The 21,432-nt window shown below is 75.5% G+C and carries 18 protein-coding genes and 1 pseudogene; 9 read left to right on the top strand and 10 right to left on the bottom strand.

What is annotated here, in order from left to right:
* Positions 1–228 precede the first annotated feature (228 nt).
* Positions 229–675 carry a MarR family winged helix-turn-helix transcriptional regulator gene (locus tag Q7T67_RS17840; protein WP_304792894.1) on the top strand — a complete coding sequence of 149 codons (447 nt, stop codon included), beginning with the start codon at positions 229–231 and terminating at the stop codon, positions 673–675.
* 258 nt (positions 676–933) lie between these two features.
* On the opposite strand, the gene Q7T67_RS17835 is transcribed toward Q7T67_RS17840, so the two are convergent.
* Together Q7T67_RS17835 and Q7T67_RS17830 are read right to left on the bottom strand one after the other, a co-directional pair.
* The gene (locus Q7T67_RS17835) at positions 934–2,100 is read right to left on the bottom strand and encodes a site-2 protease family protein (protein ID WP_304792892.1); all 1,167 of its coding nucleotides are present in this window, start codon (positions 2,098–2,100) and stop codon (positions 934–936) included.
* A gap of 1 nt (position 2,101) precedes the next feature.
* Positions 2,102–3,184 carry a citrate synthase 2 gene (locus tag Q7T67_RS17830; protein WP_304792889.1) on the bottom strand — a complete coding sequence of 361 codons (1,083 nt, stop codon included), beginning with the start codon at positions 3,182–3,184 and terminating at the stop codon, positions 2,102–2,104.
* Positions 3,185–3,313: 129 nt separating this feature from the next.
* Between Q7T67_RS17830 and Q7T67_RS17825 the strand changes: the two genes are divergently transcribed.
* Complete coding sequence (locus Q7T67_RS17825) at positions 3,314–4,774, top strand: amidase (RefSeq protein ID WP_304792886.1); 1,461 nt, start codon at positions 3,314–3,316, stop codon at positions 4,772–4,774.
* 21 nt (positions 4,775–4,795) lie between these two features.
* Here Q7T67_RS17825 and Q7T67_RS17820 read toward each other — a convergent pair whose 3' ends face one another.
* On the bottom strand, positions 4,796–5,680 hold the full coding sequence (locus Q7T67_RS17820; RefSeq protein WP_304792883.1) for an NAD(P)H-binding protein: 885 nt from the start codon (positions 5,678–5,680) through the stop codon (positions 4,796–4,798).
* A gap of 184 nt (positions 5,681–5,864) precedes the next feature.
* Between Q7T67_RS17820 and Q7T67_RS17815 the strand changes: the two genes are divergently transcribed.
* Positions 5,865–6,128, top strand: a complete 264-nt coding sequence (locus tag Q7T67_RS17815) for a ferredoxin family protein (protein WP_304792880.1) — start codon at positions 5,865–5,867, stop codon at positions 6,126–6,128.
* 177 nt (positions 6,129–6,305) lie between these two features.
* On the opposite strand, the gene Q7T67_RS17810 is transcribed toward Q7T67_RS17815, so the two are convergent.
* A complete protein-coding gene (locus Q7T67_RS17810; protein WP_304792877.1) occupies positions 6,306–6,821 on the bottom strand; it encodes a carbonic anhydrase in 516 nt (171 codons plus the stop codon).
* Positions 6,822–7,066: 245 nt separating this feature from the next.
* Between Q7T67_RS17810 and Q7T67_RS17805 the strand changes: the two genes are divergently transcribed.
* Positions 7,067–8,476, top strand: coding sequence for a hypothetical protein (locus Q7T67_RS17805; RefSeq protein ID WP_304792874.1), 1,410 nt, complete (start codon positions 7,067–7,069; stop codon positions 8,474–8,476).
* Between the two features lie 154 nt (positions 8,477–8,630).
* Here Q7T67_RS17805 and Q7T67_RS17800 read toward each other — a convergent pair whose 3' ends face one another.
* The 4 genes from Q7T67_RS17800 to Q7T67_RS17785 form a co-directional block, all read right to left on the bottom strand.
* On the bottom strand, positions 8,631–9,128 hold the full coding sequence (locus tag Q7T67_RS17800; RefSeq protein ID WP_304792871.1) for a carbonic anhydrase: 498 nt from the start codon (positions 9,126–9,128) through the stop codon (positions 8,631–8,633).
* 130 nt (positions 9,129–9,258) lie between these two features.
* A complete protein-coding gene (locus Q7T67_RS17795; protein WP_304792869.1) occupies positions 9,259–10,404 on the bottom strand; it encodes an Mrp/NBP35 family ATP-binding protein in 1,146 nt (381 codons plus the stop codon).
* A 133-nt stretch (positions 10,405–10,537) separates the two neighbouring features.
* On the bottom strand, positions 10,538–11,632 hold the full coding sequence (locus Q7T67_RS17790; RefSeq protein ID WP_304792867.1) for a hypothetical protein: 1,095 nt from the start codon (positions 11,630–11,632) through the stop codon (positions 10,538–10,540).
* A 485-nt stretch (positions 11,633–12,117) separates the two neighbouring features.
* Positions 12,118–12,984: an inositol monophosphatase family protein gene (locus Q7T67_RS17785; protein WP_304792864.1), complete on the bottom strand. Its 867-nt coding sequence runs from the start codon at positions 12,982–12,984 to the stop codon at positions 12,118–12,120.
* A gap of 177 nt (positions 12,985–13,161) precedes the next feature.
* Between Q7T67_RS17785 and Q7T67_RS17780 the strand changes: the two genes are divergently transcribed.
* Positions 13,162–16,446: an ATP-dependent DNA helicase gene (locus Q7T67_RS17780; RefSeq protein WP_304792861.1), complete on the top strand. Its 3,285-nt coding sequence runs from the start codon at positions 13,162–13,164 to the stop codon at positions 16,444–16,446.
* A gap of 49 nt (positions 16,447–16,495) precedes the next feature.
* Here the strand turns inward: Q7T67_RS17780 and Q7T67_RS17775 are convergent, their stop codons facing one another.
* Positions 16,496–17,458: a PAC2 family protein gene (locus Q7T67_RS17775; RefSeq protein WP_304792858.1), complete on the bottom strand. Its 963-nt coding sequence runs from the start codon at positions 17,456–17,458 to the stop codon at positions 16,496–16,498.
* 101 nt (positions 17,459–17,559) lie between these two features.
* Here Q7T67_RS17775 and Q7T67_RS17770 point away from each other — a divergent pair, with 101 nt between their 5' ends.
* The gene (locus Q7T67_RS17770) at positions 17,560–18,573 is read left to right on the top strand and encodes an HD domain-containing protein (RefSeq protein ID WP_304792855.1); all 1,014 of its coding nucleotides are present in this window, start codon (positions 17,560–17,562) and stop codon (positions 18,571–18,573) included.
* Here the strand turns inward: Q7T67_RS17770 and Q7T67_RS17765 are convergent.
* Positions 18,570–19,349: a sulfite exporter TauE/SafE family protein gene (locus tag Q7T67_RS17765; protein ID WP_304792853.1), complete on the bottom strand. Its 780-nt coding sequence runs from the start codon at positions 19,347–19,349 to the stop codon at positions 18,570–18,572. The genes Q7T67_RS17770 and Q7T67_RS17765 overlap by 4 nt on opposite strands.
* A gap of 105 nt (positions 19,350–19,454) precedes the next feature.
* On the opposite strand from Q7T67_RS17765, the gene otsB reads away from it, so the two are divergent.
* The 3 genes and pseudogenes from otsB to Q7T67_RS17750 all read left to right on the top strand — a co-directional run.
* Entirely contained in the window at positions 19,455–20,264 is an 810-nt protein-coding gene (otsB, locus tag Q7T67_RS17760) for a trehalose-phosphatase (protein WP_304792850.1), read from the top strand.
* Positions 20,261–20,794 carry a hypothetical protein gene (locus Q7T67_RS17755; RefSeq protein ID WP_304792847.1) on the top strand — a complete coding sequence of 178 codons (534 nt, stop codon included), beginning with the start codon at positions 20,261–20,263 and terminating at the stop codon, positions 20,792–20,794. Before otsB ends, Q7T67_RS17755 begins: the two co-directional genes overlap by 4 nt.
* Positions 20,794–21,432, top strand: a pseudogene (locus Q7T67_RS17750) (hypothetical protein); the annotation flags it as partial. The gene Q7T67_RS17755 and the pseudogene Q7T67_RS17750, both read left to right, overlap by 1 nt.

Below are 21,432 nucleotides of genomic sequence, written 5' to 3'. Positions count from 1 at the left end.
AGCGACTCGGCGGCGCACCCGCGGCCGCCGAGCGTGGTGGGGCCCGGCCGACGTCCTGGTCGGCTCGTCCGCCGTGGGGGCGGCGAACCGGACCTGAAGGGCCAAGCGGCGCCGCCCGGTCGGCTCGTCCGCCGTGGGGCGGCGAACGTGACCCGCTGGACGCGCGCGGGGACCAGGGTCGACCCCGTCGCCCGGTCACCGGGTGTGCGCCGACTATCCTCCGGCTCGATGGCCGCGCCCGACGACACCACGACCGCCGACGCGGTCGCCGTCTGGGGACACCTGACCGCGCTCGTGGAGCTGCGTCGCTGCGACGGCTCCGACGTCGCCCGCGACCTGGACCTGCCCCCGTCGCAGCTCCTCGCCCTGCGGCACCTCGACCCGGAGGAGCCCTGCCGGATGGGGTCCCTCGCCGGCGCGCTGGCCTGCGACAAGGGCAACGTCACGGGGATCGTCGACCGGCTCGAGAAGCGCGGCCTCGTCGAGCGACGCCCCGACGCCGGCGACCGCCGCGTGAAGGTCCTGGCGCTGACCCTCGCCGGGGTCCGCGTGCGCGCCGAGGTCGAGCGCCGCCTGGCCGCCCCGCCGGCCGCGCTGGCGGGCCTCGACGACGACGAGCTGGCCCAGCTGGCGGCGACGCTCGGGCGGGTCGTCGGCGCACTCCGCCAGGACTGACGCCGCCGCGCCCGGACCCGACCGGACCGACGCAGCAACGCGCCGCCTGACGGCACGAACCTGCGTCACTGGTCGCCCGCGAGCCACCGACGCATCGATGTGCCGCCCAGCGGCACGAACCTGCGTCACTCGCCGGCCGCGAGCCACCGACGCATCGATCTGCCGCCCAGCGGCACGAACCTGCGTCACTGGCCGCCCGCGAGCCACCGACGCAGCACCGCGCCGCCCGGTCCGCCCGCGCCCGGTCCCGCCCGCGCCCTACGTCCGCAGCCCGCCCTCGACCACCAGGGCCTGCCGCGCGGCCTCGCGGGAGACCACGCCCACCAGCACGCCGTCGCCGTCGACCACCGGCAGCGCTCCCAGGCGCTCCAGGTCCTTGTCCTTCATGAGCTTGTGCAGCAGGACGTCGTCGCGCACGACGGGCCCGCGACCGCCCGAGAGGAGCTCGCCCGCGGGGGTCGTCGGTCGCCCGGCGGCGAGCTCCTCGCGGACGCGCTCCGCGGCCAGCCGTCCCTGCAGGCGACCGTGCGGGTCCAGGACGACCGCCCAGTCCAGGCCGTGGCCGTCGAACGCCTGCGCGTCGGCCTCGGCGGCGGTGTCGGTCGTCGCCACCCACACGGGGGAGCTCTCCATCACCGCGGACGTGGGCACGAGGCTCGTCTGCGTCCGGCGCGGCTCCGTCGGGATCACCGCGGCCTGGGCGTTCTGCCAGATGAAGAACGCGAGGAACAGGGCCATCAGCCCGTTGAACGTGCTGCCCGTCTCGGCGACGAGCCAGATCGCCGCCAGCACGAGGAGGCCGGCCAGCAGCTTGCCGGCCTGGGCCGCGAAGGCGGTGCCGCGCTCGGGGCGGCCCGTGGCCTTCCAGACGATCGACCGGGCGATCCGGCCGCCGTCCAGGGGCAGCGCCGGCAACAGGTTGAAGATCAGCGCGAGGCCCTCGAAGAAGAGGATGATCCCCGCGACCGCGCTGACGGCCGTCGAGCCGGAGTACTGCAGCGTGCCGATCTGCCAGAGCGTCCGCAGGTCGTAGCCGTCGACGGATCCGACGACCAGGGCCGCGATGACCGCGGCCAGGAGCGTCACGGCCGGGCCCGCGGCGGCGACGAAGAACTCCTCCTTCGGCGTCCGCGAGCCGCGGGAGAGGTGCGCGAGGCCCCCCAGCGCCCACAGCTCGACGCGCTCGGTCTCGATGCCGAACGCCCGGCCCATGAGGGCGTGCCCGAACTCGTGCCCGACCAGCGCGATCACGTAGAGGACGACCACGACGACGGCGAGGAAGAACGCGCGTCCCTCGGTCGGGGCGATCTGGTCGGGGAAGAACCCCGCCATCAGGTAGAGCGCGACGAAGATCCACAGCAGCCACGAGAAGCCCGCGACGATCGGGACGCCGAAGAGGCGCCCCAGGTGCAGCTGACCGCCCATCTCAGCGCACGTCCGCGACGGAGCGGGGCGGCTCCCCGACGTACTTCGCGGTCGGCCGGATCAGTCGGCCCTCGCGCTTCTGCTCGAGGATGTGCGCCGACCAGCCGGCGACGCGCGCGCACGTGAAGAGGGGCGTGAAGAGCGGCGCGGGGACGTTGGCGCTGTCGAGGATCACGGCGGACCAGAACTCGACGTTCGTGGCCAGCACGCGGTCGGGGCTGCGGGCCTGCAGCTCGCCGAGGGCGGCCTCCTCCAGAGCGGCGGCGGCCTCGTAGCGCGGGGCGTCGATCTCCTTGGCGGTCCGACGCAGGACGCGGGCCCGCGGGTCCTCCGCCCGGTAGACGCGGTGGCCGAAGCCCATCAGCCGCTGCCCCTTGTCGAGCGCGGCCTTGACCCAGGCGAGCGCGTCGCCGGACTGCTCGACGCCCTCGAGCATCGCCAGGACGCGCGACGGGGCGCCGCCGTGCAGCGGCCCCGACAGCGAGCCGACGGCGCTGGAGAGCGCGGCCGCGACGTCCGCGCCGGTCGACGCCGTGACGCGGGCGGTGAACGTCGACGGGTTCATGCCGTGCTCGGCGGCGGAGATCCAGTAGGCGTCGATCGCCTTGGCGTGGACCGGGTCCAGCTCGCCGCGCCAGCGGATCAGGAACCGCTCGGCGACGGTCGCGCCCTCGCGGATGGCGGCCTGCGGCACGGGCGGCCGGCCGCCGCCGCGGGCGGACTGGGCGACGAACGACAGCGCCATCACGGACGCGCGGGCCAGCTCGTCGCGGGCCTCCTCGTCCGTCGTGTCGATCAGCGGGCGGAAGCCCCACTCGGGGGCGAGCATCGCCAGGGCCGCCTGGACGTCGACGCGCGGGTCGCCCGAGCGGACCGTCAGCGGGTGCGGCTCGGCGAACGGCAGGCCGCGGCCGAAGGTCCCGTCGACCAGGAGCCCCCAGACCTGCTCGTAGGGGACGTGGCCCACGAGGTCCTCGATGTCGACCCCGCGGTAGCGGAGCGAGCCGCCCTCCTTGTCGGGCTCGGCGATCGTGGTGGCGAAGGCCACCACGCCCTCCAGCCCGGAACGCACGTCGTCGGTCATGTCTCGTCCTCGGTCGCTTCCGGCCTGCCCCGCGCACGATACGCGAGGGACCGCGGGCGACCGGTCCATCGACGGCGTCCACGGGTCGCGTCCCGGGGCCGGTCGCGGGGCGGGCGCTACCGTGGGCCGATGTCGCCGGACGCCTCGCTCCTGCTGCGGCCCGCCGTCGAGCTCGCGGCGCTCGTCCGGGCGGGCGAGGTCACGGCGGTCGAGCTGACGACCCTCGCGCTGGAGCGGATCGCGACGGTGGACGGGCGGGTCAACGCGATGGTCGACGTCTGGGCCGACGACGCCCTGGCCGCGGCGGCCGCGATCGGGCCGGGCGACCCGCGGCCGTTCGCCGGGGTGCCGACCGCGATGAAGAACAACCGCGCGGTCCGGGGCCGGCGACTCACCTTCGGGTCCGGGATCGTCGACCGGATCGCGACGGAGGACCACGGCGTGACGCGCCGGGTCCGCGACGCGGGCTTCGTGCTGCTCGGCGCCACGAACCTGCCGGAGTTCTCGATCACCCCCGTCACGCGCGGGCGGCGCTTCGGCGCGGTCCGCAACCCCTGGGACCCGGGCCGGGCGGCCGGCGGCTCCTCCGGCGGGGCGGCGGCGGCCGTGGCGGCCGGGATGCTGCCGATCGCCCACGGCAACGACGGCGGCGGGTCGATCCGGATCCCCGCGGCGGCCTGCGGGCTCGTCGGGCTGAAGCCCTCGCGCGGTCGCGTCACCCTGGCCCCGGACCTGGGCTGGCACCTGCTCGTGACCGACGGGATGCTCGCACGGACGGTCGGCGACGCCGCGGCGGCGCTCGACGCGCTGGCCGGCCCGCTCCCGGGGGACCTGTCGCCGCTCCCGGCGGCCGCGCCCGGTGCGTTCGCCGCGGCGGCGCGGACCGGTGCCGCCGCCGGCCCCGGGCCGCTGCGGGTCGCGCTGACGCTCGACCCGGTGTTCGAGCACGAGGCCTCGCCGGCCGACGCGGCCGCGACCTGGGCCACGGCACGCCGCCTCGAGGCGTTGGGCCACCACGTCGAGGAGGTCGACGCCCCCTGGCGGATCCCGGGGTTCCTCGACCTCTTCACGGTCGGCTTCGGCGCCGGCGTGGGGTCCGGGATCCGGTCCGTCGGCCGTGCGCGCGGCCGCGACGTGGAAGCCCACGAGGTCGAGTCGCTGAGCTGGGCGCTCTACACGGCGTCGCTCGAGCGGCCCGCGGTCGACCACGTGCTGGCCGACGCCGAGATCCAGGGCGTCGCCCGCCGTGTCCTCACCTGGGCGGCCGCCTGGGACGTCGTGCTCACGCCCACCCTCGCCACGGCGCCGCCGTCGGTCGACGCGCTGGACCCCGACGGCCCCGACCCGATGGGCGGCTTCCGCGCCGGCGCCGTCTTCAGCCCGTTCGCGGCGATCTGCAACGTCACGGGCCAGCCGGCGATCACGCTGCCGCTCGGGGTCCGGCCCCCGGACGACGCCGCCGCCGGGATGCCCGTGGGCTCGCACCTGATCGGCCGGCCGGGGGGCGAGGCGCAGCTCCTGGCGCTCGCCGCCCAGCTCGAGGCGGACGCGGGACCGGCCCCGGTCGCGCCGCTCGCGGCCCGGGGCTGAGGGGCCGGCGGGCGGAGCTCCTCAGCCCCCGAGCGCCTCGACGATCCCGCCCGGGCGGACGCCGAGGGCCTCGAGGTCGCGGGTGCCGTGCCGGCCGGTGGTGTCGCAGGTGAGGACGGCGAGCTCCTCGCGGTCCGCCGCCCCGGGGCGCTCGAGGACGGCGACCGCGGCGTTCAGGACGCCGGCGGGCAGGCCGATCGTCCGGCGCCGGCGACCGACGACGGTGTGCAGCGCGGGGACGAGGTCGCGGACGAGGTACTCGTCCGGGCCGGCCAGCTCGTGGCGGGCGGGGCGGTCGACCGGGGGCGTCCCGCCCTCGACGACCGCGACGATCGCGTCGGCGACGTCCGCCGCGGACAGCGGACGCGACCGGCCCGCCGAGCGCGCGGGCACGGGCACGACCGGCAGGAGCGACAGCGCCTGGGCCCACGACGCCCACCGCTGGCCGCGGGCGAGGATCAGCGACGGCGCGACGATCGAGACGCCCATGCCGCCGGTCGCCCCGGCACCCGAGACGACGTGCTCGCCGACCTGCTTGGCCCGCAGGAACCGGCAGCCCGCGGCGCTGCCGGCGCCCAGCGCCGAGGCGTAGACGAAGTGCTCGACGCCCGCGGCCGCGGCGGCATCGGCCAGCCGCCAGCTGGCGGTGGCGTTCAGCTCCTCGAGCTGCCCGATCGGCTGGTCGCTCAGCGGCCCGGCCAGATGGATCACCGTGTCGACCCCGCGCAGGGCCCCACCCGGCAGGCGGTTGTCCGTCAGGTGCCAGAGCGAGAGCTGGACGTCGACGCGCCGCGTGCCCAGCCGCGCCGGGTTGCGGACGAGGCAGCGGACGCGGTGGCCGCGCGCGAGCAGGCGGTCGAGCACCCGTCGGCCCGTCGCGCCCGTGGCCCCGGTGAGGAGGATCATCCATGCAGGGTACGGCCCACCGCCGTCGACCCCCGCACGTCGTGACCGGACGGTCCCCCCGGCCGGATCACCGAGTTAGGTGCACCCATCCCATCCGCCGTCCGGGACGGCGATCACACGGGGTGGACGCGTCGTTATGCTCCGGGATCGAACACCCCGAAGAACGACCCCTGAGGAACCGTCCATGGCCTATGTGATCGCCGAGCCCTGTGTCGGCACGAAGGACAACTCGTGCACCGAGGTCTGCCCGGTCGACTGCATCCACCCGACGCCCGATGAGCCGGACTACGACAAGGTGGAGCAGCTCTACATCGATCCGGACGAGTGCATCGACTGCGACGCCTGCGTCGAGGCCTGCCCGGTCGACGCCATCTTCGCCGAGGACCAGATCCCGGACGAGTGGACGTCCTTCGTCGACAAGAACATCAAGTACTTCGAGGCGGCCTAGCCGCCGCTGACCGGGCCGGGGCACGTCGCCCCGGCCCCGCAGGACCCGGTCGGGACGGGATCTCCCCCGGCGGCCCTCCCGGGCGTCCGCCGGGCCGGCCGGTCCGCGATCCGGCCATGCGTCGGCGAACCGGGCCGCGCGCCTGCGCCCCGTCCGCCGTCCTGGATCCGGCGCGCGTCAGTCCTCGAGGACGACCTCGCGCAGGCCGCCGTCCTCCACCTGGAAGACGAAGCCACGGACGTCGTCCGTGTGCAGCAGGAACGGGCTGGAGCGGACGCGGCGCAGCGACTGCCGGACGTCCTCCTCGAGGTCGGTGAACGACTCGGGCGACCACGTCGGCTTGTAGCCCGTCTCGCGCTGCAGCTCGGCGTTGAGCTCGTCGTCGGAGAACGTCTGCATGCCGCAGCCCGTGTGGTGCACGAGCACGACGGAGCGGGTGCCGAGCTTGCGCTGCGAGATCGCCAGGGAGCGGACGACGTCGTCGGTGACCACGCCGCCGGCGTTGCGGATCAGGTGCGCGTCCCCGGTCTTCAGGCCGAAGAGCCCGAAGAGGTCCAGTCGCGCGTCCATGCACGCGACGACCGCGACGTGCCGGACCGGGGCGGCCGAGTCGTACGGCTCGTAGGAGTTCGGGAACGCCTGGGCGTTGTCGAGCATCTCGGGGGTGAACGGGGCGGGGGTCTCGTCGGTCATGGGACTCCGGTTCTGGGGGCGACCCGGCGATCCTACGACCCCCCCGACGCCTCCGTCACCCACAGGGCGCACACGAGGACCACAGGGAGGCGCCCGACCATGAGGGACCCGTGAGGAACGCCCCGGTGGGGTTGGCCGGCGTCGGGCGATGCGGCAGGATGGCGGGGCCGGTCGGCCCGCCGGCGCCGTCCGCCCCGCGATCCCCCGAGGTCCCCATGACGTCCTCCGTCCCTCGCCACCGCCCGATGCGTCCCGGAGCCTCGGTCCGGACCGCCCGCATCGCCCGCCTGTCGGTCCTGGTCGCCGTCGCGGCCCCGCTCGCCCTGGCGTCGTCGGCGTCCGCCGCGGTCCAGGACTTCCCCGTACCGACGCCCGACTCCGGGCTGACCGACATCGCCACGGGCAAGGACGGCAGCCTCTGGTTCTCGGAGCAGAAGGGCTACAAGGTCGGGCGGATCACGACCGCCGGCCAGATCACGGAGTGGACGATCCCGCGCAAGGACGCCGACGACACCGACTTCGGGCCCGAGGAGCTGACCGTCGCCGCCGACGGCCGCGTCTGGGTGCTCTCGGACGCCCACGCCTCCGCGTTCGTCATCGACCCCGCCGTGCCGGGCACGCCGGTCGGGCGCTACGCGGTCAACGGCGACGAGCTCGGCGGCCGTCGCGGCAACGACATCGCGGCCGCCCCCGACGGCACGGTCTGGATCACCGACAGCGTCGGCGACGGCGTGCTGCGCATCGCACCGGACGGCCGTGGCGCCGACACCCGCGGCGGCGCGCCCGAGTGCGACTTCGACGGCGTCATCGCGCCGGGGCCCGACGGGAAGATGTGGTGCGCGGACAGCGGCGGGGGCGACGCGCTGAAGCGGATCGAGCTCGACGGGGTCAACAACGTCGCCGTCCCGCTCGCGCCCGGCTTCTCCGCCGGTGCCCTGGCCGCCGGCCCCGGCGGGACGATGTGGTTCGGCCGCTTCAGCGCCGGGACGATCGGCTTCAAACCGGGCAACGGGTCGATCGGCTTCGTCGCGCCGGACGGCGGCGTCCGCGAGTTCCCGCTCGGCGACCGCGTCGCGCCGTCGAGCATCGCGGCCGGTCCCGACGCCGCGATGTGGTTCGGCAGCGCCGGCTTCGACCAGGTCGTCGGCCGCGTGACGACCTCCGGGGCCGTGACCCTCGCGCCGCTCGGCGCCCGCCGCGCGGACGCCGTCGCGTTCGGCGGCGACGGGGCCCTCTGGTTCATCGACGAGAACGCCAACCGGCTCACCCGGATGACGCGCGACGAGGTCGTCAAGGGGGCCACGCCGGTCGGGGCCCCCACGGTCCCGGCGGGCACGCTGCGGACGTCGAAGGGGCGCGTCCCGGTGCGGGTCACCTGCCCGGCCGGTGCCGCCGCGCGGTGCCGCGGCACGGTCCGCCTGCGGACGGCCTCGAAGGTCAAGGTCGGGGGTCGCGGCAAGGCGGCCGTCCGCACCGTGACGTCGTCGGGGCGCTACACGCTGTCGCCGGGGAAGACCGGCACGATCCGCGTGTCGTACACCGCCACGGGTCGCAAGGTCGTGCGGAAGGGCCGCACCGTCCGCACGGTCGTCGAGGTGACGCCGAGCGGCGCGAAGAAGGTCGCGACGAAGCGGACCGTGAAGCTGCGCGGCTGACGGCGGGCGGGGCAGACCGGAGCCGACGGGCGCGGCAGGCGCCGTGGTCCGCAGACGGCGGCCGGCAGCGTCGGGACGACGGCCTCGTGCCGTCCGCCGACGGGACGGGGCCGCCGTGCGGCCCCGTGGCCCGCCGCCGCCCGGCGGGGTGCGGTCAGGTGGCGCTGACCTCGCGCAGCGCGCCCGTGTGCACGTCGTAGACGAAGCCGCGGACGCTGTCCTTCTTCGGGATGAACGGACTGGCCTGGATGCGTGCGATCGACTGCCGGACGTCGACGTCGAGGTCGGAGAACGACTCGGCGGCCCACTCGGGCTTGATGCCGACCTCGTCCTGCACGCTCTTCTTGAACTCGTCGTCCGTGAACGTGAGCATGCCGCAGTCGGTGTGGTGGATCAGCACGATCTCCTCCGTGCCGAGCAGGCGCTGCGAGATCGCCAGGGACCGGATCTCGTCGTCGGTGACCACGCCGCCCGCGTTGCGGATGACGTGCGCGTCGCCCTCGCTCAGGCCGAGCAACCCGTAGGGGTTCAGTCGGGCGTCCATGCAGGCCAGGACGGCGATCTTCTTCCCGGGGGGCAGGGGCAGGTCGCCCTTGTCGAAGCTCGCCTCATAGGCCTTGGCGTTCTCGAGGAGGTCGTCGGTCGTGCTCATGCACCCGACAATGGCCCAAACCTGATCGGAAAACAAGAAATTGGGATCCGGTCCCAGCTCGGACCGAGAACGACGACGGCCGCCTCGCGGCGGCCGACACGTCCTGGCTCCGGCGCTCCTCCGGCTCGTCCTAGGCCATGGGCAGCGAGGCGCCCTTGGGCTCGTTGCGCTCGACCGTGAGCATCGGCGGGAGCTCCTGCAGGAGCGGCGGCAGCTCGGGCGTCGAGGCGATGACGGCGCGGGCGACGTGGCGGACGGCCTGGGCGGCGGCGTCGTCGGGGTTCACCGAGACGATCGGCACGCCCGCGTCGGCCTGCTCGCGCAGGCCCATGGTGATCGGGACCTTGCCGAACAGCGGCAGGTCGAGCTCGTCGGCGAGCTCCTGGCCGCCGCCGTCGCCGAAGATCGCGTAGCGCTGGCCGTCCGGGGTGCTGAAGCCGGACATGTTCTCGACGACGCCGAGCAGGCCCAGGTTGACCTTCGTCGCCATCTCGGCGGCGCGGCGCGCGACCTTCTGCGCGGTGTCCTGCGGCGTCGTGACGAGGAGGAACTGCGCCTGCGGCAGCAGCTGCGCCAGCGTCATCGAGACGTCGCCGGTGCCCGGCGGCAGGTCGATCAGGAGGTAGTCCAGCTCGCCCCACTCGACGTCCTCGAGGAACTGGTTCAGCGCCTTGTGCAGCATCGGCCCGCGCCAGACGACGGCGGAGTCCTCCGGCACGAAGAAGCCGATCGACATGACCTTCACGCCCTGGGCCTCGAGCGGGAGGATCTTCCGCTCGGCCGAGACCGGCGGGCGCTCGGCGCCCAGGCCGAACATGCGGGGGATGGAGTAGCCCCAGACGTCCGCGTCGAGGACGCCGACCGACTTGCCCTCGGCCGTGAGCGCGGCGGCGAGGTTGACCGTGAGGCTCGACTTGCCGACGCCGCCCTTGCCGGAGCCGACGCAGATGACGTTCTTGATCAGCGAGACGTTCTCGCCGGTCGGGAGCGAGCCCTGGATGCCGAGCTTCTTCTGCAGCGCGGTCTTCTCCTCGGGCGAGAGGACGTCGAACTCGATCTCGCCGGCCTCGGCGCCGACGCTGCGGATGGCCTTGCGGACCGCGACGACGAAGTGGTTGCGCAGCGGGCAGCCGTTCGTCGTCAGCGAGATCATCACGTCGACGCGCTCGTCGCCGATCGTGATCTTGCGCACCATCCCGAGCTCGACCACGTCCTTCTTGAGCTCGGGGTCGATCACCGACTTCAGTGCTTCGAGGACGTCCTCGCGCGTAGGCATACCCCTGATTGTCGCACGGTCGACCGCTCGGCCCGCGCACGGGGCCGGAACGCCGCGATCCCGGCCGGGGCCGGGATCGCGGGTGCTGCTGGACGGGTGCCGGAGGCGCTCCTCCGGTCGGCGCTCTCTCGCTCTAGACGAGCGAGAGGACGCGCTCGCGCGCCTGGCCGGCGTAGTCGACGGCCTGCTTCTGCGCCTTCGTCACGCGGGCCTCGACGTCGCCGCGGAGCTTCGGCAGCTCGGTGCGCAGCTCGGCGGGGGAGGAGGGGAGGCCGTTGATGCGGGTCTCCAGGGCGGAGCGGCGCTCGCGCAGCTCGCGCTCGATCTGCGTGCGGGTGCGGGTCAGGTCGCGCTCGAGGTCGGCCTTGGCCTTGGCGCCACGCTTCTCGAACGTCTTGAGCTGCGTGTCGAGCTGCTTGCGGCGGGCCTGGGCCTGCTTCGTGGCGGCGTCGCGGCGCTCCTGGAGGCGCTTGGCGGCGGCGTCGCGGCGGGCGACGAGCTCCTTGGCGGCGGCGTCGCGGGCCTCGAGGGCGGCGCCCGTCGAGATCAGGACGGCCTTCTCGGAGACGACCTGGGCGCGCTCGGCGACCTGCTCGGCCTGCTTCTGGGCCAGCTCGCGGACCTCGAGGACCTGCTTCTGGGCCTCCTCGAAGCTCTTCGGCGCGGCGGCGTACAGGTCGACGGCGACGCGGCGCGCGGCGACGACGCGGGACTCGGTCTCCTGCGCGACGTCGGTCTTCTTCGCGCGGGAGGCGGCGGTCTTGGCCTGGGCCTTCGTGCGGGTGGCCGTCTTCTTGGCGGCGGTCTTCGCGGCACCGGTGGCCTGCGTCTTGGTGCGCTTGGCGGAGGCCTTGGCGCTCGACGCCTTCGGGGCGGCGGCCTTGGCGGCGGACTTCGCGGCACCGGCGGTCTGGGTGGCCGTGGCCTTGGCGGACGTCTTGGCGCCGGCGGCCTGCGAGGTGGCGGAGCGCGTGGTCGACGTGCGCTTGGCGGCGGGCTTGCGCGTGGTGGTGCGCTTGGCGGCCGGCTTGGCGGAGGTCGTGCGCTTGGCGGCGGGCTTCGACGCGGTCGACTTCGACGCGGTCGTCCCGGAGGTGCTCGCGGTGGACTTCGGCGCGGTCGACGACGTGGAGCTCGACGCGGCGGGCTTCGACGCGCTGCTGGAGGCGGCGGGCTTCGAGGCGGAGCTCGAGGTCGTGGAGCTGGTGGTGTTCGTGGTGTCGGCCATGTCTGGATCCCTTGGGCTGCGTGGAGCACCTCGGGGAAGGTGCTTAGTTCTAAGTTCCACCGGAATGTATCGGCGAACACCTGTTCTTACAACCGGGCCCCCCGGCGGTTACGGCCGACGCCGGACGGCGTACGCCCCTCGGGATCCGCCTCGGCGGGGCGCGACGGGCGTCCCGGCGATGGGCGCCGCCGGTGGTGGATCGGCGCAATTGGTCGCCCGCCGTCCCTCGCGGTGGTCGAAAAGCCCGCTCTGAGCAGGGAAAGCCGAGAGTTCGGTCGAGGAGGCCGGCGTGCGGTGGTCGTGCTCACGCCCGCGAGCAGCGGGCCGCGGCGCGTCCGCCGGGGCGGCGAGCGCGCGCCGCAGGGCCGAGCGGCCTGCCGTCGTCCAGTGACCAGAATCACAGGCCCGAACGGGGTGTCGCGGCGGTCGGAGCCGCTTCGCAGCGGCCCGTCGCTTGCGCCCGCCGGCGGCCCGCGGCGCCGTGCTCAGCCGTGCGGCAGCTGCGCGACCCGCGCCAGGCCCGCCGCCGACCGCGCGGCCACGACCGGGCCGTGGGCGACGAGGTCCAGGGGGGAGTCCAGCGGGGCGTCGAGGTCGCCGAAGGCCACGTGGCCGCCCGACTCGCGGACGATGAGCTGGCCGGCCGCCGCGTCGACCGCGCGGCAGCGCCAGAGCGACGCCATGCCGTCGCACCGGCCCCCGGCCACGGCGCAGAGGGAGATCGCGATGGCGCCGACCGCGCGCAGGCGGTGGACGTGCTCGAGCAGCGCCTCGCCCGAGGCCATCACGTGCGCAGGGTGGGCCGACTCGATCGCGACGAGCTCGAGCTTGCCGGCCGAGGTCAGGCGCTCCTCCGCGGCGGCGACGATCGGCGCGCCGTCCAGCCAGGCGCCCGCACCGCGGATCGCGGTCCACCGCTCGTCCGGCCCCAGGTCGGCGACGAGACCGCAGACGACGTCGGCCATGGTGCCGGTCGTCGCGACGGCCGGGCCCTCGGCCACGGCGATCGAGACGGCGTGGTGCGGCATCCCGCGCTTGGCGTTCATGGAGCCGTCGATCGGGTCGATCACCAGCAGGACGTCGGGCGAGCCGTAGTCGACCGTGCCGCGCTCCTCGGACAGCGCCGTGAAGCGCGCGCCCTGCTCGTGCAGGGCGTCGAGCTCGGCGAAGATCAGGTCCTCGGCCTCCGCGTCGATCACCAGCGTCCGGTCCCCGCCCTCGCCGGTGGTGCCCGTCTCCGCCAGCCGGTCGGCGTCGGCGGTGACCTCCGACAGGCGGTCCCGGACGCGGTCCGCGGCCCGGTTGAACGCGGCGATCCACGTCTCGGGGGCGGGCTGCACGGAAGAGGCCATCGACACCCCATCCTAGTCGGCGGTCCCCGGCGGTCCCCCGACCCGCCCGGCGTGCGCCCGCCCGGAACGCGGCCGGGTCGCCGGGCACCCCCGCCGACCCCGGTGGGCCCGCCGGCGGCCCCCGCGGCCCGCTCCGCCCCCGCCCGGCCCGCCGACCCGCGAGAATGCCCCGACCCGATGGAGCCCCTCGACGGACTGTCCGACGCGCAGGTCCGCGTCGCCACGCACGGCGCCGATGGACCGCCCCTGCTCGTCCGCGGGACCGCCGGCACCGGCAAGAGCACCGCACTGGCCGCCCGGGCGGCCTGGCTGGTCACCGCGGTGGGGGCGGACCCCACCCGCATCGCCGTCCTCGGCGCGACGCCCGCCGCCGCGGCCCGCACGCGCCGGCGCCTGGACGAGCGGCTCGGGCCGGCGGCCGCCGACGTGGTGGTCACGACGCTCCCGGACCTCGGCCACCGGCTCCTGCGCGACGTGGCGGAGGAGGTCGGCGTCGACCCGTTCGTCGTCCCCGCCACGCGCAACGAACGGGTGGCTCTGCTGCTCGAGCACCGCGAGGAGCTCGGTCTGCTGCACCACGACGGCGGCTCCGGCGGCCGCGGCCACATCGGGCTGCTCGCGAGCGCCGTGGCGCGCATCGACCGGTTGAAGGAGTCGCTCGTCGACGCCGAGGAGCTCGGGCGCTGGGCGGGCGGTCTGGCGGACGTCGACCCGCGTGCGCCGCGCGAGCGCGAGTTCGCGCAGCTGATGCGCCTGCACGACCGGGTCCTGCGCGAGCGCGGGCTGATCGACCACGGCGACCTGCTGCTGCACCTCGTCCGGCTGCTCGAGGACCCGACGCCGCGAGGAGACCGGGTCCGCGAACGGGTGGGCGGTGCGTTCGCGGCGCTCCTGGTCGACGACATCCAGGACCTGCCGACGGCGGCGATGCGGCTGCTGCACGCCCTGGTCCGCTGCGGCACGACGCTGACCGCCGCCGGCGACGACGACCAGGCCACCCGCCGCGTCCGGGCCGCGGCGCCGAAGAACCTGCGCGACCTCGTGGCGACCTACCCGGACCTCGGGACCGTCGCGCTCGAGCGCTCGTGGCGCAGCCCGGCCCGGGTCCTGCGCGCCGCCGAGGCCGTCGTCGAGCCCGCCGCCGACCGGCTGCCGCACGCCTGGCACGCCCCGTCGGGCGGCAGCGTGCGGTTCTGGCGCGCGACCTCGGAGCGGGCGCAGGCGCAGGCGGTGGCCGGCGAGGTCGAGCGGCTGCTGCGCGACGGTGCGCGACCCGACCGGATCGCGGTGCTCGTCCCCTCCGTGCGACGGGAGGCCGGGCCGGTCGTCGCGGCGCTCGAGGAGCTCGCGGTGCCGACGCGCCTGGGCGGCGCCGGGGCGTTCCTCGAGCGCGTCGAGGTCCGCGACGTGCTCGCGTGGCTGCGGCTGCTCGTCGACCCGTCCGACGCGCCGGCGGTCTCCCGCGCGCTCGCCCGTCCGCCGATCGACCTGCGGCCCGCCGACCTCGCGCGCTGCATGCAGCTGGCCCGCCGCCGGCGGATGGACCTCGTCGGCGCGCTCGCCGCGTCGATGGAGTCGCCGCAGATGGCGCCCGAGGCCCGCGACCGCGTCGCCGCGTTCCTGCGCCTCTACCGCAGCGCCACGCGCGCCCTCGACGTCACGCCACCGGACCAGTTCGTCCACCGGCTCGTCGAGCACCTGGGCCTGCGCCGGCAGCAGCTCTTCGGCGACAACGGCGACGTCGTCGAGCGGCTGCGCGACCTCGCGCGCGTCGGCCAGCTCGCGGAGCGCCACGTGCGGATCGCCCCGCAGTCCACCGCGCGCGACTTCGCCCGCTGGCTGATCCTGCTGGCCGAGGCCGGCGGCGACCCGGACGGCAAGGTCGAGGCCGTGCCGTTCGCCGCGGGGATGGACGGCGACCCGCCGGGTGACGAGCCCGATGCGGGCGGCCGGACGTCCCGCACGGGCGCGGTGCGCGTGCTCCCGCTGGAGGCCGCCGCCGAGCTCGAGCTCGACCACGTCTTCGTCCTGGGCCTGCAGTCCTCCCGGCTCGGTGCGATCGGCGCGGCCGCCGGCCGGCGCCTGGTCGACCCGCTGCCCGACGAGCTGCTCGGCGACGACCGGGTCGGCGGGCGGCTGCTGGATGCGGGCGACGGGCGGAGCGGGGCGGCCGACGTCGCGGACCCGTCGCGGGCGATCGCGATCGACGAGGCCCGCCGCGCGCTGCACGTCGCGATGACGCGCGCCCGCGAGGGCGTCGTCCTGGCCTACCCCGAGCGCGCGACGAGCGGGGCCGCCCGTGAGCCGTCGTCGATGGTGGAGGACGCGCGGCGCGCGGTGGACGGCGAGTGGGAGGAGCTCGACGAGCGGCTGTTCGGCCCCGACGACACCCTGCACGCGACGTTCCGGACGCTCCGCGACGACCTGCTGCGCGACGTCGCGACGATCGGCGCGCGCCTGGGCGACCTGCGGATGGACACCGACCTCGACGTCGCCCACGGCGTCACCCGGTACCTCGAGCTGATGAAGGTCGCGGCGCTGATCAACCGGCCGGAGGGCCAGGAGGTCGCCGCGGCGATGCCGGCCGTCGACGGGGCGATCCGCCAGGCGGCCACCGCGCAGCAGAAGGAGATCCTGCTCTCCTCGTCGCTGGACGAGGACATCCTCGCCGCCGCGGGCCAGACCGCGGAGCGCCGTGCCGCCGGTCGCGGCGAGCCGTCGCTCGAGCCGTTCCTGCCGCTGCGCGACGACGGGGTGGTGATGTCGGCCGGCGACCTGTTCGTCTACGGGTCCTGTCCCCTGCGCTACAAGTTCAACCGGGTCCTGCGGATCCCCCAGCAGCCGACGGTGGCGCAGCGGTTCGGCATCGTCGTCCACCAGGTGCTCGAGCGCTGGCACGGCCGCGGGGGCACCGAGCTGGCCGAGCTGCAGGAGCTGCTGACGGCGAGCTGGCGGCGCTCGGGGCTGCAGGGCTCGGCCGACGAGGCGCGCCTGTGGTCCCGCGCGCAGGACTCGATGGCCCGGTACCACGCGCGGACGACCGCGGAGGACTCCGAGACGGTCTGGCTCGAGCGCGGCTTCGAGTTCCGCCTGGGCGACCACACGCTCCGCGGCCGGGTCGACCGCGTGGACCGCCACCCCGACGGCGCGTACGAGCTCGTCGACTACAAGACGGGCCGCCCGCGCACGCCGGAGCAGCTGCGCGACGACGTCCAGCTGCAGCTGTACGCCGTCGCCGCGGTCGACGCCTGGGGCCTCGAGGCACCCCGCCAGAGCTACCACTACATCCTCGACGACGTGAAGACCCCGCTCGAGGCCGAGGGCGGCGAGCGGGCCAAGATCACGTCGACCGTCGAGCGGATCGGCGACGCGATCCTCGCCCAGGACTTCGAGCCGACCCCGTCGTACGAGACCTGCGCGATGTGCGACTACCAGCTGACCTGCCCTGCAGCCGAGACCTAGCGGGCGGCGCCTGGCGTCCCCAGGCATCCGCCCGCGGTGCGGGCGGCCGTCAGGCCTGCGGGCGGTCCTCGTCCTCGTCCGCGTCGTCGTCCTCGTGGTCCTGCTCGCGGAGGAACTCGAGGAACTCGTCGGCGATGACGTCGCCGGTGGGCAGCTCCCCCAGGTTCAGCTGGATCTGCGCCTCGGCGGCCTCGGCGAGGTCCTCGTCGGAGTCCTCGTCGCCGATGACGTCGCGCAGGTCGGCCATCTGCTCCAGGCGCTCCAGGAGCTCGCGGCGCTCGGGGTCGCGCTCGACGGCCTCGGTCACCTGCTGCTCGTACCGCTCCGACGCGGCGCGCAGGCGGGCGGTCGGGACGGGCACCTCGGTGAGGGCCTCGACGGCCTCGACCAGGGCGAGGGTCGCCTTCGGGCTGGGGACGCCGGCGACGTAGTGCGGCACGTGCGCGAGCAGCGTGACGGCCTGCAGGCCCTGCTTCTGGGCCTCGAAGTGGACGACGCCCGTCAGGCCGGTCGGGCCCTCGTAGTCGGGCAGCATCGCGCCGAGCGGGGCGATCAGGTCGGGATCGGTGGCGATCCCCGTGATCGGCACCGGGCGGGTGTGCGGCACGTCGGAGAGCAGCCCGCCGAGGGTGACGACGAACGTCGCGCCGAGGCTGCGGGCGGTCTCGATCAGGGTCTCGCTGAGCGACTGCCAGCGCATCGCCGGCTCGGGGCCCGTGACGAGGATCAGGTCGCGGCGCGCGGTCGGCACGACGGCGGCCCGGAGCTCGACCGTGGGCCAGTCGACGTCGGAGGCGACACCGTCGCGGACGGTGATGTGCGGCCGGTAGGACTGCATCGTGTAGAGCAGCTCCGGATCGACCGTGGCGCAGCGCTGGGCCCCGAGCCGGCGCGAGATCACGCCGACCGCCGAGCTGGCGGAGTCCCCTGCATCGGTCCAGCCGGTGAACGCGCACACCAGGGCCGGGTCGCGCAACCCGACCGGGCGGTCGTCCCAACGAAGGGGAATCATCCGGTTGACGGTACAAGATGCTTGGCGTGGCACCCGACGGACCGTCCAGCCCGCAGCCCCCCGAGGGCTCGGACCATCGTCCACAGGGAGCCGTCGAGGAGGTGGCGCCCGCCGCCGACCGCCCCGCGGTCGAGGACCGCGACCCCGCGGACGCACCCGCCGCGGGCACGGAGCACGAGGGTCCCGGGGAGCCCGCGACGCGCGACGAGCGCCGGATCGACGTGCCCGTCCCGGCTCGGGCGACGGCCACCGCCACCATCGCCGCGCTGGGCCCGGGCGATCGCATCGCCGGCGCCTACGCGTGCATCCGCAAGGACCGTTCCCAGGGCCGCTCCGGCGCCTACCTCTCGCTCGACCTGCGCGACCGCACCGGCACGATCCCCGCGCGCGTGTTCAAGGACGTCGACCGGCTCGACGCGGCGTTCCAGCGCGGCGACGTCGTCCAGGTCGCCGGCACCGTCGACCGCTACCGGGAGGAGCTCGTCGCCGAGCTGACCGCGGTCCGCCGCCTCGATCCCGCGCAGGTCGACCCGACGCAGTTCCTGCCCACGGCCTACCGGGACCTCGACGAGCTCGACGGGTTCCTCGAGGGCCTCGCCGGTGAGGTCGGCGACACGGGGTTCGCCGGGCTGCTGCAGCAGCTGCTGGGCGACGAGGCGCTCCGCCGGCGCTGGCGCCTGGCGCCGTGCACGATCGGCGGGCACCACAGCTACCTCGGCGGTCTGCTCGAGCACACCGTCGCCGTCGGCGCGCTCGCCCAGGAGGCGTGCGTCCACCACCCCGGCCTCAACCGCGATCTGCTGCTGACGGCCTGCATCGTCCACGACCTGGGACGCACCCGCGAGTTCACCTACGCGGCCGAGATCGGCCGGACGGAGCAGGGCGAGATGCTCGGCCACGTCGAGCTGGGCCTGCGGATCATGTCCGAGCCCGCCCGCCGCGCCGGCCTCGACGAGACCCGCTGGATGCACCTGGCCCACTGCGTGCTCACCCACCACGGTCCGGAGCGCGCCGGCGGCCGCTTCCGCTCCGCCGAGGCCGCGACGCTGCACCGCATCAACGCGCTGGACGCGACGATCAAGGAGGCCCTGGAGCACGGGCTGGGGAACGGTTAGGCCGGCGCCACCTCCTTCGCCAGCCCCCGCCGCGCCAGCCGCTGGGCCACGTAGAGCAGGAGCAGCGCGAAGCCGACCTCGAGGACCCGGACCGGGAGGGCGTTGGCGAGGACGACGCCCAGGAGGGCACCGGGGATCGCGAGGACGCCCATCGTCACCGAGGTGCGGACCTCGAGGTTGCCGTAGCGGTGCTGGCGCCAGGCACCCAGGAGCGACATCGGGACCATCGCCAGGAGCGACGTGGCCTCCGCCTCGACGTGGCCCAGGCCCAGGACGTAGATCAGGCCGGGCACGAAGAGCGTGCCGCCGCCGACGCCCAGGAGCCCCGAGACGACACCGGCCGCGAAGCCGAAGACCGCCGCCAGGGCGACCCGGGTCGCGTCGAGGTCCGCGCCCCCGCCGTCGGCGTCGCCGGTCGAGAGCACCATCGACGCCGCCACGCCGATCAGGAGCACCGCGAAGATCAGCGACACCCGCTTGGCGGGCAGGCGCTGCTGCAGCGCCGTGCCCGCGACCACGCCGGCCAGGGCGGGGACCCCGACGAGCAGGCCCTCGGTCAGGTGGACGGTGCCGTAGGCGCCCTGGGTGAGCGTGGCGGCGGTCGCGATGATCACGATCGCCCCCAACGACGTGCTCGTCGCGCGGCGCTCGTCCATCCCCAGCAGCAGGAGCAGCAGCGGCACCATGACGACGCCGCCGCCGACCCCGAAGAGGCCGCTGAAGAGGCCCGCCACCGTGCCGATGCCGGCGATCTTGGCGGTCCGGCGGCGGTCCATCGGGCGGATGCTAGAGAAGGTCCCGTGGCCTCCCCGCGCCGCCCGGCACCCGGCGTCCGCACCCGGTGGGGGACACCCCGCGGGCGATGCGCGAGACTGCAGGACGTGATCGACGATCGCCTCGGCGACCTCCTCGCTCCCCTGCGCGCCACCCCGGGTCGGACCGCCGTCCTCCTGGACGTCGACGGCACCCTGGCGCCCATCACCACCCGGGCCTCCGACGTCGCCGTGCCCGAGGCGACCCGGGCCGTCGTCGCCGACCTGGCCTCGCGGTTCGGCCTCGTGGCCTGCATCACCGGTCGGCGGACGGTCGAGGCGCGGGCGATCGTCGGCGTCGACGGCCTGGAGTACGTCGGCAACCACGGGACGGAGATCCTCCGCAGCGGTGCCGACGAGGCCGAGGTGCGCCCGGGGATCGCGGAGTGGGAGCCGCGCGTCCGGGAGACCGCCGACCGGCTGCTCGCCGCGGCGTCCGGGGCCGGTGCGGCCGACCTGCGCCTGGAGGACAAGGGTCCGATCCAGGCGATCCACTGGCGCGGGGCCGCCGACGAGCCGGCCGCCGAGGTCGCGGCGGAGGAGGTCGGACGTCTGGCCGAGGCCGACGGCCTCGTCCTGCACCGCGGTCGGATGGTGCTCGAGCTGCGCCCGCCCGTGCCGTTCGACAAGGGCGCCGCCGTGCGCTGGGTGCTCGAGGGACGCGACGCCGACGCGGCGCTCTACGCCGGCGACGACCGGACCGACGTCGACGCGTTCGAGGGCCTCCGGGCCCTGCGGTCCGCGGGTGAGCTGACCCACGTGGTCTGCGTCGCCGCCGTCGACCCCGACTCCCCACCCGCGGTCGCGGAAGCGGCCGACGCCTCCGTCGAGGGCACCGACGGCGTCCGCTCGCTGCTGCAGGAGCTCGCGCGCCCGTGACCTTCCGGCAGCTCCTCCACGCCACGGTCCTGCTCTCGGGCGCGTCCGCGACCCTGCTGGGCCTGATCGTCGTCTCGCACGCCCAGGTCAACAGCGACCCGATGCCCGCCGTGATCTCCGCGCTCTGGTGGATCGTCGCCAGCATCCTCGGGATCAACGCGGGCCGGATGAACGACACGAACCCGCAGATCGCCCGGGTCCTCGCCGAGGCGCGCGCCGCCGAGCAGCTGCCCGAGCCGCGCCCGGTCCTGACGCTGATCAACCGGCTGTGGCCGCTCTTCGCGGTGACGATCGTCTCGGGCGTCGCGGCGATCTGGCTCCCCCAGGTCGCGGGCGTGGCCACCGGGTTCCTGCTGATCTGGGCGCTCGGGTGGCGCAAGCAGGAGCACGCGGTCAAGGCGATCGAGGAGCGCGACGGCGTCGAGTTCCTCGTCGAGCGGACCGGCCCCGTGTCGCCCCTGAAGCTCCTGCGCACCCCGGGCCTGCGGCGCGACCGCCCCGAGCACAAGCGCCACTCCGCCAGCGCCTGATGGCGGCCGGGCTTCCCGCGGACGTCCTCCTCGTCTCGCTCGGGTCGACCCCCGGGCTGCGGCAGGTCGACGACGAGCTCGCCGGGGCGATGGAGCGCGCCGGCGCACGGGTCGTGGTCGCCCGCGCGAGGGCCCCCCGCGCGGTCCGGACGCTGGCCCTGACCGACCTGACGTGGGCGCTCGCCGCCCGCCGGGCCGCCGAGCGGGGCCTGGCCGACCACCGGCCGCGGGCCGTCGTCTACGGCAGCGTCGGGGCCGCGCTCCTGTGGCCGCGCCCGGGCGCGATCCGCCTGGACGCCGCGATGGCCGCCAACCGCCCCGGCCGCCACGGGGTCTGGCAGCGGCCCCGCGAGCGCCTGCTCCTGCGTCGGTGCCCGCTGCTGGTGCCACAGTCCGCCGAGGCCCTGGACGAGGTCCCGCGGCCCCGCCCGGCATCCGTCGTCGTACCGCCGCCGGTCGCGCTGGGGCCCGCCCCCGTCGCCTGGGAGCAGCGCGACGTGGCCGCGGTCGCCTACGCCTCGGACCCGGCGAAGAAGGGCCTGGACCGCGTCCTCGCCGCGTGGCGCGCGGCGCGCCGGGACGGCGAGGAGCTCGTCGTCTGCGGCGCGCGACCCGGCGCCCTCGACGCGGCCGCGGGA

The organism is Patulibacter sp., from assembly GCF_030655195.1.
GTDB lineage: Bacteria > Actinomycetota > Thermoleophilia > Solirubrobacterales > Solirubrobacteraceae > Patulibacter.
The sequence above is the reverse complement of the archived record's forward strand: the minus strand, read 5'-3'. Positions and strand labels throughout refer to the sequence as shown.

Coding starts and splice junctions, on each gene's coding strand:
- Q7T67_RS17780 (WP_304792861.1), top strand. CDS start 13,162: ATGGAGCCCCTCGACGGACTGTCCGACGCGCAGGTCCGCGTCGCCACG.
- Q7T67_RS17775 (WP_304792858.1), bottom strand. CDS start 17,458: ATGATTCCCCTTCGTTGGGACGACCGCCCGGTCGGGTTGCGCGACCCG.
- Q7T67_RS17810 (WP_304792877.1), bottom strand. CDS start 6,821: ATGACCGACGAGACCCCCGCCCCGTTCACCCCCGAGATGCTCGACAAC.
- Q7T67_RS17835 (WP_304792892.1), bottom strand. CDS start 2,100: ATGGGCGGTCAGCTGCACCTGGGGCGCCTCTTCGGCGTCCCGATCGTC.
- Q7T67_RS17830 (WP_304792889.1), bottom strand. CDS start 3,184: ATGACCGACGACGTGCGTTCCGGGCTGGAGGGCGTGGTGGCCTTCGCC.
- Q7T67_RS17790 (WP_304792867.1), bottom strand. CDS start 11,632: ATGGCCGACACCACGAACACCACCAGCTCCACGACCTCGAGCTCCGCC.
- Q7T67_RS17765 (WP_304792853.1), bottom strand. CDS start 19,349: ATGGACCGCCGCCGGACCGCCAAGATCGCCGGCATCGGCACGGTGGCG.
- Q7T67_RS17825 (WP_304792886.1), top strand. CDS start 3,314: ATGTCGCCGGACGCCTCGCTCCTGCTGCGGCCCGCCGTCGAGCTCGCG.
- Q7T67_RS17815 (WP_304792880.1), top strand. CDS start 5,865: ATGGCCTATGTGATCGCCGAGCCCTGTGTCGGCACGAAGGACAACTCG.
- Q7T67_RS17800 (WP_304792871.1), bottom strand. CDS start 9,128: ATGAGCACGACCGACGACCTCCTCGAGAACGCCAAGGCCTATGAGGCG.
- Q7T67_RS17805 (WP_304792874.1), top strand. CDS start 7,067: ATGCGTCCCGGAGCCTCGGTCCGGACCGCCCGCATCGCCCGCCTGTCG.
- Q7T67_RS17785 (WP_304792864.1), bottom strand. CDS start 12,984: ATGGCCTCTTCCGTGCAGCCCGCCCCCGAGACGTGGATCGCCGCGTTC.
- Q7T67_RS17820 (WP_304792883.1), bottom strand. CDS start 5,680: ATGATCCTCCTCACCGGGGCCACGGGCGCGACGGGCCGACGGGTGCTC.
- Q7T67_RS17795 (WP_304792869.1), bottom strand. CDS start 10,404: ATGCCTACGCGCGAGGACGTCCTCGAAGCACTGAAGTCGGTGATCGAC.
- Q7T67_RS17840 (WP_304792894.1), top strand. CDS start 229: ATGGCCGCGCCCGACGACACCACGACCGCCGACGCGGTCGCCGTCTGG.